Annotated in this window: 11 protein-coding genes and 1 pseudogene; 8 read left to right on the forward strand and 4 right to left on the reverse strand. The window is 62.3% G+C overall.

The annotated features are described in order from the left end of the window. Positions 1 to 23 precede the first annotated feature (23 nt). Positions 24 to 1,223, reverse strand: a pseudogene (locus HH213_RS25035) (EAL domain-containing protein); the annotation flags it as partial. Positions 1,224 to 1,431: 208 nt separating this feature from the next. Here HH213_RS25035 and HH213_RS25040 point away from each other — a divergent pair. From HH213_RS25040 to HH213_RS25060, 5 genes are all read left to right on the forward strand, one after another. After that, positions 1,432 to 2,049 (forward strand): methylamine utilization protein, encoded by a 618-nt coding sequence (locus tag HH213_RS25040; RefSeq protein WP_169114061.1) that lies wholly within the window; start codon positions 1,432 to 1,434, stop codon positions 2,047 to 2,049. 16 nt (positions 2,050 to 2,065) lie between these two features. Beyond that, complete coding sequence (locus HH213_RS25045) at positions 2,066 to 4,486, forward strand: putative bifunctional diguanylate cyclase/phosphodiesterase (RefSeq protein ID WP_110847793.1); 2,421 nt, start codon at positions 2,066 to 2,068, stop codon at positions 4,484 to 4,486. A 103-nt stretch (positions 4,487 to 4,589) separates the two neighbouring features. Continuing rightward, on the forward strand, positions 4,590 to 5,663 hold the full coding sequence (locus HH213_RS25050) for a DUF5694 domain-containing protein (RefSeq protein WP_169114062.1): 1,074 nt from the start codon (positions 4,590 to 4,592) through the stop codon (positions 5,661 to 5,663). A 47-nt stretch (positions 5,664 to 5,710) separates the two neighbouring features. Beyond that, positions 5,711 to 7,876, forward strand: coding sequence for a prolyl oligopeptidase family serine peptidase (locus HH213_RS25055; protein ID WP_174864432.1), 2,166 nt, complete (start codon positions 5,711 to 5,713; stop codon positions 7,874 to 7,876). Positions 7,877 to 8,050: 174 nt separating this feature from the next. Continuing rightward, a complete protein-coding gene (locus tag HH213_RS25060) occupies positions 8,051 to 9,253 on the forward strand; it encodes an ammonium transporter (protein ID WP_169114063.1) in 1,203 nt (400 codons plus the stop codon). Positions 9,254 to 9,256: 3 nt separating this feature from the next. Here the strand turns inward: HH213_RS25060 and HH213_RS25065 are convergent, their stop codons facing one another. Further along, complete coding sequence (locus tag HH213_RS25065; RefSeq protein WP_110847796.1) at positions 9,257 to 9,832, reverse strand: helix-turn-helix domain-containing protein; 576 nt, start codon at positions 9,830 to 9,832, stop codon at positions 9,257 to 9,259. Between the two features lie 115 nt (positions 9,833 to 9,947). Here HH213_RS25065 and kbl point away from each other — a divergent pair, with 115 nt between their 5' ends. The 3 genes from kbl to HH213_RS25080 are packed head-to-tail and all read left to right on the forward strand — an operon-like array spanning position 9,948 to position 13,517. Continuing rightward, positions 9,948 to 11,150: a glycine C-acetyltransferase gene (gene kbl / locus HH213_RS25070; protein WP_169114064.1), complete on the forward strand. Its 1,203-nt coding sequence runs from the start codon at positions 9,948 to 9,950 to the stop codon at positions 11,148 to 11,150. Positions 11,151 to 11,175: 25 nt separating this feature from the next. Continuing rightward, positions 11,176 to 12,144, forward strand: a complete 969-nt coding sequence (locus tag HH213_RS25075) for an NAD-dependent epimerase/dehydratase family protein (protein ID WP_169114065.1) — start codon at positions 11,176 to 11,178, stop codon at positions 12,142 to 12,144. Continuing rightward, entirely contained in the window at positions 12,144 to 13,517 is a 1,374-nt protein-coding gene (locus HH213_RS25080; RefSeq protein ID WP_169114066.1) for an L-serine ammonia-lyase, read from the forward strand. Before HH213_RS25075 ends, HH213_RS25080 begins: the two co-directional genes overlap by 1 nt. On the opposite strand, the gene HH213_RS25085 is transcribed toward HH213_RS25080, so the two are convergent. Together HH213_RS25085 and HH213_RS25090 are read right to left on the reverse strand one after the other, a co-directional pair. Next, the gene (locus HH213_RS25085; protein WP_169114067.1) at positions 13,498 to 14,709 is read right to left on the reverse strand and encodes a M56 family metallopeptidase; all 1,212 of its coding nucleotides are present in this window, start codon (positions 14,707 to 14,709) and stop codon (positions 13,498 to 13,500) included. The two genes, HH213_RS25080 and HH213_RS25085, sit on opposite strands and share 20 nt — an antisense overlap. Further along, the gene (locus HH213_RS25090) at positions 14,699 to 15,079 is read right to left on the reverse strand and encodes a BlaI/MecI/CopY family transcriptional regulator (RefSeq protein WP_217363464.1); all 381 of its coding nucleotides are present in this window, start codon (positions 15,077 to 15,079) and stop codon (positions 14,699 to 14,701) included. Before HH213_RS25090 ends, HH213_RS25085 begins: the two co-directional genes overlap by 11 nt. Between the last annotated feature and the right edge of the window lie 25 nt (positions 15,080 to 15,104).

Here is a 15,104-nt window from a genome sequence, read left to right on the forward strand (position 1 = left end):
CAGCCTAGCGCCGGTGGCGGCGGATTACTGTGCATCCGCGTGATTTCGCGCATCAGGTCGTGGCCGGTGCCCATGCCCAGATAGCGGCCCTGTTCGGTGATCATGAAGCCGTTGAACAGGTGGCGCGCCTCGGCCTCGGCCATGCGACAGCTCAGTTCCTGCAAGCTGGTATTGCGGTCGGCGATCAGCGGCTGGCGGTCCATGAACTGCTTGCACGACTTCTTGCCGTACAGCTCGCGCTCGTAGGGCCGGGCGAAATGTTCGATCATGTCGAAGCGGTTGATCAGCCCCAGCGGCTGGCCGTCATCCACCACCGGGATAATCATCAGCTGGGGATTTTTCTGGAACATCGCGTAGACGTCGTTGTTGTTCATGCTCGGCGACACGGCCGGCACTTCATGCAGCAGCTTGTGGATGCGACTGGCATGCTGGTCCGCCGTGCGCTGCGGATACACCGCCACGCCGTGGCGCGCCAGCGCCTTGATCACCTCGGCCGGTGCGGTGCGGGCCGGCATTGGATGCGGCCGCCCCAGATGGTAGCCCTGGCCATAAGCGACGCCGACATCGCGCAGCACCAGCAGTTCGGCCTGGGTCTCGATGCCCTCGGCAATCACGCGGGTGTTGGATTTTTCGGCGATCTCCTGGATCGAACGGACAAACTGCAACTTCAGCGGATCGTGGTTGATGCCCTGGATGAAATGCATATCGATCTTGACGTATTCCGGCCGCAATTCCGACCACAGGCGCAGGCTGGAGAAGCCCTCGCCGAGGTCGTCGATAGCGATCTGAAAGCCCATATTGCGGTAATGCAGCACCGCTTCGCGCATCAGGTCGTAGTCGTAGGTGGGCTGGTTTTCGGTCAGCTCGATGATCACGCGCTCGGGGTTGATGCCGATCTGGTGGATCACTTCCAGCGTCTCGCCGTGGCGGGCGTCGCGTTGCAGCAGGCATTCCGGGCTGACGTTGAGGAATAGCTTGCCCGGCAGCTCCAGCTCGGCAAAGCGCTCCAGCACCACCCGGCGGCACAGGTGTTCCAGCTGTACCGTCAAGCCGTTGGCGCGCGCCGTCTTGAACAGATTCATCGGCGCATGCAGTGGACTATCCGACGGTCCGCGTATCAATCCTTCATAGGCGATGATTTCGCCGCTCTGCATGTGTACAATCGGTTGAAAAAGCGCACTCAGCTGCTTACGCGCGAGGATGTCGTATAAATGCGCGCGCAGCACCGCTTCCTCGTCGTCTTCGCGAGGTGTCAGGTAGGTGTGGCGCCACCGGATGGCTGGAGTGCGGAATTCACGATGAATCGTTTGCCAATTGTCGGTTTAACTGTACGATCATAGAGTCAATTTATGACTGGATGATGAATTTGGGAAACAGATTGTCCTGGACATGCGCTACACTGATGCCGTCGACGGAGAGAACAGGGAACTTATGCAGCATCGTCATTTCGCTTTTTGCCTGGGCCTGATGGGCGCGGCCCACGCCGGCGCCACCGGCATTGCAGTACAGGTACAGGATGCCGCTGGCAAGGTGCTACCTGATACGGTGGTGTATATCGAGGCGGAGGGCGGTGGCGGCGGCAAGCCGGGCACCGCATTGATTGAGCAGAAGGGCTTGAAATTCCTGCCGCTGGTGACCGTGGTACAGACCGGCGCCACCATCAACTTCCCGAACAACGACAAGGTCCGTCACCACATTTATTCGTTCTCGCCGGCGCACAAATTCGACCAGAAGCTTTACTCCGGCCAGACGGCGTCGCCGCAGGTATTCGACAAGGCCGGCACGGTGGTCCTGGGCTGCAATATTCATGACAAAATGATCGCCTACGTGAAGATCGTCGACACGCCGTATTTCGCCAAGACCGATGGCGCCGGCGCGGTGCGCATCGATCTGCCAACTGCCGGCAAGTACGTGGTCAAGGCATGGCATTACAATACCGTGGGCGGCGCCACGCCGGAACAGGTGTTGACGGTGAAGGCGGGCGAACTCGCCACCGCCGTTTTTAAACTGCCGATGAAACCCATCGCGGCCGACGACGCCGCGCTTTAAATAGGATAGTCCCAGCATGCACTTGCGTTTCCGCAGCCTCGAAAGCCGTATTGTCACCTTGTTCCTGGTGCTGATCGTGGCCGTGCAGGTGGTGGGGCTGCTGGTGATCCAGCGCGGCATCGACAACAACGCGCGGTTGGCCATTAGTGGTGAGCTGACCAACGGCACCAAGGTGTTCCAGCGGCTGCTGGAACAGAATGCGCAAAACCTGCGCTTTGGCGCGCGGCTGCTGGCGCGCGATACGGCCTTCGTGGCTGCCATCGGCAACAACGATGAAAGCGACCGCGCCACGATTGAATCGGCGCTGGTCAACAGTGGCCGGCGCATCAAGGCTTCGCTGACCATGCTGATCGGCGATGACCGCAAGATCAGCGTCTCCACCAATCCGCCGCAGGCGGCGGGGCTAGAGAAAATCGCGCTGTCGATGCTGGACGCGGCCGAAGCGGGCGACGGCGCGATCGGCATCGCCATCGTCGACCACCGGCCGTTCCAGATCGTTGCCATGCCGGTCAAGGCGCCGATCACCATCGGCTGGATTGTGATGACCTTCCCGATCGACCGTCAGCTGGCTAACGACATGCGCGAAGTCAGTTCGCTGCACACCACGGTGCTGACCCGCGACCCGCAAGGCAAATGGCTGTCGGCCGGTTCCACCTTTGTCGGACCTTCGGCGCAGGAAGTGGTCGATCAATTGCAGGCGCTAGGCGGCAAGCCGCCGGCCGGGCCATTCGACATCACGGTGGAAACCGCGAAGTACAGCACGCGCCTGCTGTCGATCGGCGAGGACAGCGGCCAGACCGCCAGCGTCCTGCTGGCGCGCTCGATCGACGAAGCCACCGCCGAATACCGCCGGCTGGAGCGCTGGCTGATCGGCCTGACGCTGGCCGGCATCTTCATCTCTGCGCTGGCCATCGTGTTCACCGCCAAGCGTATCGCCCAGCCGATCAGCGAACTGGTGACCACCGCTAAGCGGCTGGAAGGCGGCGACTACAAAGTATCGATCGACAGCACGCGCGAAGATGAAATCGGCCAGCTGGCGCACGCCTTCGATTCCATGCGCGAGGGGATCGCCAAGCGCGAACAGGAAATCCGCCGGCTGGCGTATTGGGATACGCTGACCAATCTGCCGAACCGCGCGCAGTTCGTGGTGCAGCTGAACGACGCGCTGCAGGACGCGCGCCGTCGCGAAGAGGCTTTATTCGTGCTGATGATGGACCTGGACCGCTTCAAGCACGTCAATGACGTCATGGGCCACAGCTTTGGCGACGCGCTGCTGCAACAGGTGGCGGGTCGCCTGCAATTGCTGCTCGCGAATCGGCGCCAGTTGTCGGCGCAGGTGGCGCGCCTGGGCGGCGATGAATTTGCCGTGCTGCTGCCCGCCGCGAACATCGACGCAGCACTGCTGATGGCGGCCGAGATTCTGCAGGCGCTGGAGACCCCGCTGTCGCTGGAAGACCAGATGGTGGACATTGGCGCTGGCCTCGGCATCGCCGCCTATCCGGAACATGCAGACGATGGCGAGACCTTGTTGAGCATGGCCGAAGTGGCGATGTACGCCGCCAAGCAGCGCAACGATGGCGCCGTGGTGTATGACGCCGCGATGGACAAATCCAGCGCCAAGAGCCTGTCGCTGCTGACGGAGCTGCGCAACGCCGCCGAGCGTAATGAGTTCCGCCTGCACGTGCAGCCGAAGATCTCGCTGCAAACCGGTAAAGTGGTGGGCATGGAGGCGCTGGTGCGCTGGGTCCATCCGGAGCGCGGCAATGTGTTCCCCGACGAGTTTATTCCGTTCGCCGAGCAGACCGGCTTTATCCGCGTGCTGACGCGCTGGGTGATGGAGCGTTCGGCCGAGTTGTGCCGCGAACTGGCGCTCAAGGGCCATCCGCTCAAAGTGTCGGTCAACCTGTCCACCCGCGATTTGCTGGACCAGGATTTGCCTGCCAAGTTTGCCGACCTGCTGGCGCGCCACAAGCTGACGCCTGGCTCGTTCTGCCTGGAGATCACCGAGAGCGCCATCATGGACGATCCGGTGCGCGCGCAGCTGACGCTGGAGCGCCTGAGCGCCATGGGCCTCGATTTGTCGATCGACGATTTCGGCACCGGCTACTCGTCGCTGGCCTACCTCAAACGCCTGCCGGTGAATGAACTGAAGATCGACAAGTCCTTCGTGCTGAATATGGAGAACGACGAGGGCGACACCAAGATCGTGCGCTCCACCATCGACCTTGGCCACAACATGGGCCTGCGCGTGGTGGCGGAGGGCATCGAGAGCGAAGCCGTATGGCGGCTGCTGGCGGAACTGGGCTGCGACCAGGGGCAAGGCTATTTCATGAGCCGTCCGATTCCGGGCGACCAGATGATCCCTTGGCTGGAGAAGTGGCAGGCGCCGATCGCCATCGCGCAAACCGACGACAGCGCGGTGGCTGTCGATAGTTAATTTGCATTCCATCCCACGAAAACTGCATTACGTCGCATTTGATGCGCGCACGCGCGCATAGCCGCAGTAAGCTGGCGGCATCGTAATTGTTCCGGGAGAATGCATGAGCCGTCTGTTTGCCGCTTTGATCGCCGCAGCCTTTGCCAGCCAGGTATCCGCTGCTGAATTCAACGATTTTTCCCCCGGTGCGTTCAAGCTGCAGAACGGCCAGCCGAACCAGCTGCTGGTCCTCGGCACCGCGCACCTGTCACAGCTGCCCAAGTCATTCGACCCCGCCAATCTGAGCGCGCTGCTGGAACTGCTGGCCAACTGGCAGCCCAAGGCCATCGCCATCGAAGCCTTGTCCGGTCCTCAATGCGCCTACCTGCTCCAGTATCCCGAACGTTACGCCGACACCGTCAAGACCTATTGCTTCAACACCGCGCCGGCACGTAGCGCCACTGGCCTCGATGTGCCGGCGGCCACCGCGCAGGCAGAGCGCATGCTGGCTGCGTGGCCTGCCACGCCAGCGCCGGCCCAGCGCCGCAAGCTGGCGTCGCTGTTCCTGGCTGGCGGCGAACCTGCATCGGCGACGGTGCAGTGGTTGCGCCTGCCGGCGGAAGAACGCCACGCCGGCGATGGTCTGGACCAAGGCCTGGTCGACAGCCTGGAGAAGCTGCGCCAGGTGCGCAACGAAGACTATCTGATCGCCGTGCCACTGGCGGTACGCGGCGGCCATGAACGCGTCTATCCGATGGACGACCACACCTCGGATGCTTCGGCAGGGGACGAAAAAGCCTACGGCGCCGCCGTGATGAAAGCCTGGGACAATCGCTACACTGCGGAACGCAAGCAGGCTTCCGACATCTTGCAATCGCATCTCGACACGCCGGCCGGCGTGCTGGCCATGTACCGCGCCTATAACGCGCCCGGCGCGCCGGAGCAGGCTTTCCACAGCGATTTCGGCGCGGCGCTGGAAGAACCCTCGCCGCAGCATTATGGCCGCAACTACACCGGCTCGTGGGAGACCCGCAACCTGCGCATGGCGTCCAACATCCGCGAGGTCATGATCACGCTACCCGGCAGCCGCATGCTGGTGATCGTCGGCGCTTCGCACAAAGGCTACCTGGATGCGTACCTGAACCAGATGCACGACGTCCGCATCGTCAACGCCGAGGCGCTGTTACGCGCCGAATAAAAACCCGCTATGATCCACAGCACTTCTTTGACTACATGGACCCTCGAATGAAGCAATTGAAACACGCAGCCATGGCTGCCGCAGTCCTGGTGGCGCAAGGCGCCATGGCGCAAACCTGCAACGTCGCCGGCGACGGCCTGACCTATCCGGTCACGCACACAGTGGACCAGCAAGACAACTACCATGGCACCGTCATCGCCGATCCGTACCGCTGGCTGGAAGACGCCAACAGCGCCGAGACCAAGGACTGGGTAGTGGCGCAGAACCAGCTGACGCAAAGTTATCTGTCGCAGATTCCCGGCCGCGACGCGCTCAAGGAACGCCTGACCAAGCTGTGGAACTTCGAGCGCTTCAGCGTGCCGTTCAAGGAAGGCGGCCGCTATTTCTACAGCCGTAACGACGGCCTGCAAAATCAGGCGGTGCTGTACACCGCCAGGACGCTGGCCGATGTGCCACGCCTGCTGCTCGATCCGAACACACTGGCCGCCGACGGCACCGTGGCGCTGGCCGGCCTGGCCGTCAGCCCGGATGGTAAATACCTGGCCTACAGCACCGCCGCTTCCGGTTCCGACTGGAACGAGATCAAGGTGCGCGACATCGACAGCGGCAAGGATGTCGAAGACCACGTCAAGTGGGTCAAGTTCTCGCGCACCGCCTGGCTGCACGATGGTTCCGGCTTCTTCTACAGCCGCTACGACGAGCCGAAGGAAGCCACCAAACTCGCCGATGTCAATTACTTCCAGAAGCTGTACTTCCACAAACTGGGCACGCAGCAAAGCGCGGACGTGCTGGTGTACGAACGTCCGGATCACAAGGACTGGGGCTTCGGCGCCGAAGTCACCGAAGATGGCCGCTTCCTGGTCATCAATGCCTCGCAAGGCACGGAGAACAAGAACCGCGTGTTCTACAAGGACTTGAGCAAGAAGGACGCGAAAGTGGTCGGCCTGCTGGAAGACTTCGATGCGGCCTATGACTTCGTCGGCAATGATGGTCCGGTCTTTTTGTTCCGCACCGAGCGCAATGCGCCGCGCGGCCGCATCGTCAGCATCGACACCCGCAAGCCGGGCGTGTTGAACTGGAAGCAGATCGTCCCGGAGAGCAGCAACACCATGGTGTCCGCCTCGTTGGTCAATAACCAGCTGCTGGTCGATTACCTGAGCGACGCGCATAGTCTGGTCAGGGTCTACGACCTGAAAGGCAAGGCGCTGCATGACGTCGAACTGCCAGGCCTGGGCACCGCCGGTGGCTTTAGCGGCAAGCGCGGCGACACCGAGACGTTCTACTCGTACACCAGCTTCACCACGCCGAGCACCATCTACCGCTACGACCTGAAGGCCAACAAGAGCAGCATGTACCGCCAGCCGAAAGTCGATTTCGATCCGAGCGCGTTTGAAACACGCCAGGAGTTCTTCACCTCGCGCGATGGCACCAAGGTGCCAATGTTCATCGTGTCGAAAAAAGGCCTGAAGCTGGATGGCAGCAATCCGACCTACCTGTACGGCTACGGTGGTTTCAATATCTCGCTGACGCCGAGCTTCTCGGTGGCCAACCTGGCGTGGCTGGAAATGGGCGGCGTCTACGTGATGGCCAACCTCCGCGGCGGCGGCGAGTACGGCGAATCGTGGCACGCGGCTGGCACCAAGCTGCAAAAGCAGAACGTATTCGATGACTTTATCGGCGCGGCAGAATGGCTGGTGGCGCACAAGGTGACGTCGCCGGCCAAGCTGTCCATCGGCGGCGGCAGCAACGGCGGCCTGCTGGTCGGCGCGGCGATGACGCAGCGTCCGGACCTGTTTGCGGCGGCGATTCCGCAAGTGGGCGTGCTGGATATGCTGCGCTTCCATAAATTCACCATCGGCTGGGCGTGGACATCGGACTACGGCTCGTCCGACAATGCCGATGAATTCAAGGCGCTGCTGAAGTATTCGCCACTGCATAACCTGAAAAAGGGTACTTGCTACCCGGCCACTATGATCACCACCGCCGATCATGACGACCGCGTAGTACCGGCCCACAGCTTCAAGTTTGCCGCCACCGCGCAGGCCGACCAGGCTGCGGGCGGCGCGCCTATCCTGATCCGCATCGAGAGCAAGGCGGGCCATGGCGCCGGCAAGCCGACCACCAAGCAAATCGACGAAGTGGTGGACCGCTGGGGCTTCCTGACCCGTGCGCTGCACATGGACGGCGGCGAGGTCAAGGCGGCCGGGCAGTAAGCCGCCGCACCAAAATAACGCCTTGTTTTAGTGCGCACCGGGTCGGTGCGCACTTTTGCACCATTTGAAAAACCATTGAAATCAGTCACTTAAAATTTGCACCAAATTGGAACGATTATTGCTTTGAGCATGAAACTTTTTTAATTTTCGCATTGTTTTGGGGAGTGATTGTTGATGGATGCACACAAAGACGGCGCCAATGCTTTATTCATTTTGCTCGGCGCTATCATGATTCTGGCCATGCACGCGGGCTTTGCTTTCCTTGAGCTGGGCACGGTGCGCAAGAAAAACCAGGTCAACGCGCTGGTGAAAATCCTGGTCGATTTTGCCGTATCGACCATCGCGTATTTCTTCGTCGGCTACAGCATTGCCTACGGCATCAATTTCTTTTCATCGGCCGAGGTGCTCGCCGCCAAAAACGGCTACGAGCTGGTCAAATTCTTCTTCTTGCTGACGTTTGCCGCTGCCATTCCAGCGATTATCTCCGGCGGCATTGCCGAGCGCGCGCGTTTTCATCCGCAGACTATCGCCACCGCCTTGCTGGTCGGCCTGATCTACCCATTCTTTGAAGGCATCGCCTGGAACAACCGCTTTGGCGTGCAGGACTGGCTGACGCATACCTTTGGCGCCACCTTCCACGACTTCGCCGGTTCGGTGGTGGTGCATGCGGTGGGCGGCTGGATCGCGCTGCCGGCGGTGCTGCTGCTGGGCGCGCGCCGTGGCCGTTACATGAAAAACGGCGCCATCGCCGCCCATCCGCCGTCGTCGATTCCGTTCCTGGCGCTGGGCGCGTGGATTCTGACGGTCGGCTGGTTTGGCTTTAACGTCATGAGCGCGCAGTCGCTGGACAAGATGAACGGCCTGGTCGCCGTCAACTCGCTGATGGCCATGGTGGGCGGCACGCTGGTCGCCCTCATGATGGGCAAGAACGATCCCGGCTTCGCCTACAACGGCCCGCTGGCCGGCCTGGTGGCGGTGTGCGCCGGCTCGGACCTGATGCATCCGCTCGGCGCATTGGTCACCGGCGGTATTGCCGGCGCGGTGTTTGTCTGGATGTTCACGCTGGCGCAGAACAAATGGAAGATCGACGACGTGCTGGGCGTATGGCCGCTGCACGGCCTGTGCGGCGCCTGGGGCGGCATCGCGGCCGGCATCTTTGGGCAGAAAGCCTTGGGCGGTATCGGCGGCGTATCGCTGCTGTCGCAGCTGGTGGGCACTTTGATGGGTGTGGCGGTGGCGCTGATCGGCGGCTACGCGGTGTACGGCGTGCTGAAAGCCACACTGGGCCTGCGCCTGGACCCGGAAGAGGAGTTCCAGGGCGCCGACCTGTCGATCCACCGCATCAGCTCTACGCCGGAGCGCGAAGCCAACTGGTAATAATTAGCGGTGGATCACCACCAGCAGCGCCTTCGCCTCCGTCTTGCCAACGTTGCGGATGATGTGCTGCTGGTCGCCCGGGTAGCGCGCCGTGCTGCCCAGTTTGACCTTCTTCTTGTCGTTACCGACTTCCACCTCGACTGAGCCGTGCAGCAGGGTCAGATGCTCCTGCGCGCCCGGATCGTGGCCTTGCGAGGCCAGCTCGCCGCCCGGCGACAATGTCAGTTCATACCACTCATATTTACTAGCCAGTTCCAGCGGCCCCAGGATGCGCAGCACGTAGCCGGCGTGCAGGCCGGGCAGGGTGGGCGTCTCGTGGGCGTCGATCACGCGGATGGTCTCGGTCTCGCGCTCGGCGGTGGCCAGCAGTTCGCCGATCTGCACGCCCAGCGCGTTGGCCAGCCGCCAGGTGATGGCGATGGTGGGGTTGGCCTTTTCGCGTTCAATTTGCGACAACATTGACTTCGATACGCCGGCGATGCGCGACAGGTCTTCCAGCGTCAGGCCGCGGGCCAGGCGCAGGCGCTGCAGGGCGGCGCCGACTTCAGGTGGGGCATTGGACGAAACGAGTGTGTTCATTATAGTGGTTGCGGAGTTCACTGGTTCTCTATAAAATTCAATATATCGAATTTGAATTCGACATAACGAATTTCGCATAAGATGGCGGAATCGTATCACAGACCTGAGGACCATCATGAGCAATCCACAAAATACTTTCTATAGCAGCCTCCAGCAAAATCTGGATCAATTGCGCGAACAGGGCCTGTACAAGCCAGAGCGCGTACTGGCTTCCCGCCAGGGCTCGGAAGTGATGAGTGAGGATGGTCGAATGCTGATTAATATGTGCGCCAACAACTACCTCGGCCTGTCGGGCGAGGAGTGGGTGGCGCAGGCGTCCATCGACGCCACCGAAAAATATGGCTACGGCCTGTCGTCGGTGCGCTTTATCTGCGGCACCCAGACCGTGCACAAGCAACTGGAGCATGCCATCTCCAAGTTCCTCGGCACCGAAGACACCATCCTGTACGCGGCGGCCTTCGACGCCAACGGCGGCGTGTTCGAGCCGCTGTTCGACGAAAACGACGCCATCATCTCCGACGCGCTCAACCACGCTTCGATCATCGACGGCATCCGCCTGTGCAAGGCCGCGCGCTTCCGCTACGCCCACAACGATATGGCCGATCTGGAAAAGCAGCTGCAAGCGGCCGCAGACAAGCGCCATAAAGTCATCGTCACCGACGGCGTGTTCTCGATGGACGGCACCATCGCCCAGCTGGACAAGATCGTCGAGCTGGCCGACAAATACGGCGCGCTGGTGATGATCGACGAATGCCACGCCTCCGGCTTCATGGGCAAGACCGGCCGCGGCACGCATGAGCACCACAACGTGGTCGGCAAGATCGACATCATCACCGGCACGCTGGGCAAGGCGCTGGGCGGCGCCATGGGCGGCTTCACCTCCGGCCGCAAGGAAGTGATCGAGATGCTGCGCCAGAAATCGCGTCCTTACCTGTTCTCGAACACGCTGGCGCCATCGATTGCCGGCGCGTCGCTGGCCGTGCTGCAGCAGCTGTCGCAATCGACCGAGCTGCGCGACCGCCTGCACGAGAACACCGCGTACTTCCGTAAAGAGATCGAAGCGCTCGGCTTCACCATCAAGCCGGGCACCCACCCTGTGGTTCCTGTGATGTTGTTCGAAGCGCCGGTGGCGCAGAAGTTCGCCGCGCGAATGTATGAACTGGGCGTGCTGCTCAGCGGCTTCTTCTACCCGGTGGTCCCGATGGGCCAGGCGCGTGTGCGCGTCCAACTGTCTGCCGCGCATACCCGCGAACAGCTGGACACCGTACTCAAAGCATTCGAACAGGCCGGCCGCGAATTGGGCCTGCTGAAGAACTAATATGAAAATCGTCAGGAACACAGAAATGGAACAACAAAAAATTCTCGTCATCGGCGCCAATGGCCAGATCGGCAGTGAACTGGTGGAAGCACTGGCCAAGCAGCACGGTGCACAGAACGTCATCGCCAGCGATGTCAGCCCGACCAACCTGTATCAGGCGGCGCGCTACACCACGCTCAACGTGCTGGATAAAGTCTCGCTGGCCGCATTGATCACCGACGAAGGCATCACCCAGGTGTACCAGCTGGCGGCGATGCTGTCGGCCACCGGCGAAGCGGCGCCGCTGAAGGCATGGACGCTGAACATGGACGGCCTGCTGAATATCCTGGAAGTGGCGCGCGAACGCGGCGCCATCGGCAAGCCGCTGAAGGTGTTCTGGCCGTCGTCGATCGCCGCCTTCGGCCCGAACACGCCGCAAACCGATACGCCACAACTGACGGTGATGGACCCAACCACCATCTACGGCATCAGCAAGCTGGCCGGCGAGCGCCTGTGCGAATACTATTTCCTGAAGTACGGCGTGGACGTGCGTTCGATCCGCTACCCAGGCATCATCAGCTACAAGTCGCCACCGGGCGGCGGCACCACCGATTACGCGATTGCGATCTTCCATTCGGCGCTGCGCGGCGAGCGTTATGAATGCTTCCTCGGCCCGCAAACCACGCTGCCAATGATCTACATGCCCGACGCGATCCGCGCCACCATCGAGTTGATGGATGCGCCGGCGGAGCTGGTGAAAGTGCGTTCCTCGTACAACGTGGCCGGCGTATCGTTCAACCCGGAACAGCTGGCTGCTGCGATTACCCGCAAGCTGCCGGACTTTAAAATCGCCTACCAGCCGGACAGCCGCCAGGCTATCGCCGATTCCTGGCCGCAAAGCCTGGACGACGCTACCGCCACTGCGGACTGGGGCTGGAAAGCCCGCATCGGTGTCGATGAAATGGTCGACAGCATGCTGGCGAACATTGACGTCAGCCTGGGCAAGGCCGCCTGATGGACATGAGTGTCTTCGATCTATTCAAGATCGGCATCGGTCCATCGAGCTCGCACACCGTGGGCCCGATGGTGGCGGCGCGCCGCTTCCTGCTGGATAACGCTCCGCTGGAGGACGTGACCGAAGTCAAGGCCGAGCTATATGGCTCGCTGGCCCTGACCGGCATCGGTCACGCCACCGATAAAGCCGTGCTGCTTGGCCTGATGGGTGAAACGCCGCAGGACGTGGTGCCGACGCGCGTGGATGCGCAACTGGCGGAAGCCGAAGCGGCGGGTCAGCTCGCGCTGCTCGGCAAGCAAGTGGTGCCGTTCAAGCGCGGCACGCATCTGGTATTCCATATGGCCGAATCCCTGCCGGAACACCCGAACGGCATGCGCTTCACGCTGACCCGCAAGGACGGCAGCAGCATCTCCAGAGTCTACTACTCGGTCGGCGGCGGCTTTATTCGCGAAGAGGGCGAAGAAGCGGCGCTGGCGGCGTCTGTGGTCATGCCTTACCCGTTCGGCACCATGGACGAACTGTTGGCGCATGGCGTGCGCAGTGGCCTGACCATTCCGCAAATGCTGCGCGCGAATGAGCGCGTGCGCGTCAGCGACGATGAGCTGAACGCCGGACTGGATAAAATCTGGAAGGTGATGCGTGACTGTATCGCCCATGGCCTCGACACGCCGGGCCAGCTGCCGGGCGGCTTGAACGTCAAGCGCCGCGCCGCCGGCCTGTGGAAGCAGGCCAGCACCAGCAGTCCGGCGGACAGCCTGCCGCACGACGCCATGCATCTGGTCAGCCTGTATGCGATGGCGGTTAACGAAGAAAACGCCGCCGGCGGACGGGTGGTCACCGCGCCGACCAACGGCGCGGCCGGCATCATTCCGGCGGTGCTGCGCTACTACGCGGAAGACTGCAAGCCGAGCGACCCGGTCACCGGCGTGCGCGACTTCATGCTGACGGCTGCGGCCATCGGCATGCTGTGCAAGCGGAATGCGTCGATCTCCGGCGCGGAAATCGGCTGCCAGGGCGAGGTGGGCGTCGCTTGCGCGATGGCCGCTGCGGGCCTGGTCGCTGCGCTGGGCGGCAGCAATGGCCAGATCGAGAACGCCGCCGAAATCGGCATCGAACACCATCTGGGCATGACCTGCGATCCGATCGGAGGGCTGGTCCAAATTCCCTGCATCGAGCGTAACGGCATGGGCGCCGTCAAGGCTATCACGGCCGCCTCGCTTGCTCTAAAGGGCGATGGCACGCACTTCGTCAGCCTCGATGAAGTGATCGAGACCATGCGCCAGACCGGCGCCGACATGCAGGCGAAGTACAAGGAGACTTCGCTGGGCGGCCTGGCGATTCACGTCATCACCGTCAATCACGCGGCTTGCTGACGGCCAGTTGTAGTTTGAACTGATCGTCCACGCCGACGGTTGCGGTTTCGCCGATCGGCACCAGCAAGCCTGGGCTGCTGATCACGCGGTCGTCGTGCTTGATGACCGCTTTCACAAACACGGAACTGGCGCCGGCCTTGGTCAGCACCAGCTCCGTGCGCCATACACCGTCTTTCCCCGTGCTGGCCACTGCCGCCTGCACGCCTTCCTGCACCAGTAGTGCCGGCGAGGACGACTCGCCGCCGGCGACCAACTTCATATTGACCATGTATTTGTCCGGGCTTTCCACGCCGGCGTTGGCGGCCATGGCGCCGTAGTCGCAGGCGGCGACGAGCGCAGTGATGGTGATGCGGCCGAACACGCGGCGAAGCTTGGTGGGTGGCGTTTGCTGCAACTGCATGACGCGCTCCTTCAATGGGTGAGTGGACTGCCAGTGGCAATGTATCAGTGCTGCCTGGGTGGACATCTGCGTTTTGAGCATGGCGTCGGCGTAGCTGCGTTTCAGGCCAGGATGCGCGTGCATGACGGCGGCGTCGCACGCCAGTTCCTGATCCAGCCGGAAGCGGCGCGCGGCCAGGTGCACCAGCGGATGGAACCACAGGGCACATTGCAGCAGTGCGCACTGGGCGTTCATCAAGGGATCGCGGCGCCGCAGATGCACTGTTTCGTGGGCGAGGATCAGTTGCTGCTCTTGTGGCGTGTAGCGCGCGGCGAAATCGGCCGGCACCACGATCACCGGCCGCCACAGACCAACCACCGCCGGCCCTTCGTCGGTGCGCATGCTGTGATAGATGCTGCCGTCGCGGCTGAGAGGGCCAAGCTGCTTGCGGTAGCGACGGTGCGCGACGCCATACCATGCCAGCATCGCCATTGCGACCGCCAGCCAGACTGCCGCTACCCACATCTGCCACTGCTGCCATGGCATGCCGACGATGCTGGCGGCGGGCAGGCCGGCGCTGGCGAGATGGCGCAACGGCGCCACCACCTGTTGCACCTGTGCCGGCATGCGCACGGCGGACAGCACGGCTAGCGCTGTCGCCGCCAGTGCGGTCGGCATTGCGGCCCACGCCATGTAGGCCATTCGCGCACCGAACGCCCGTCGCAGTGGCACGCGCACGACGCACAGCAGCAAGATGACGGCGCCGGCAATCAAGCTGGCGGCGAGCAGCGCATGCAGGAGGTCATTTGCCATCGCTAAGCTCTTTGACTAATCGCTTCAGGTCTTCCAGATCGTCGGCACTCAGCTTGCCATGTCGTCCGAAGTGCGCCACCAGCGGCGCGATGCGGCCGCCGAACAGGCGCTGCACCATGCCGCCGCTTTCCGTTACCAACCACTGGTCGCGTGTCAGCAGCGGCGAGTAGAGAAAGCGCCGGCCGTCCTTTGCGGCGCGCACCGCGCCTTTCTTGAGCAGGCGATTGAGCAGCGTCTTGATGGTGGCGACCTGCCACGCCTGTTGATCGCTGAGCGCCGCCACCACGTCTTCTGCCGTGCGCGGGCTGCCGCTCCACAGCACTTCCATGACTTGCGATTCAGCGTCGCTGATTTGGATAGGTTTATTCATGCGGTTAACGATTACACATGTAATC

It is taken from the genome of Duganella dendranthematis (assembly GCF_012849375.1).
Taxonomy (GTDB): Bacteria; Pseudomonadota; Gammaproteobacteria; order Burkholderiales; family Burkholderiaceae_D; genus Rugamonas; species Rugamonas dendranthematis.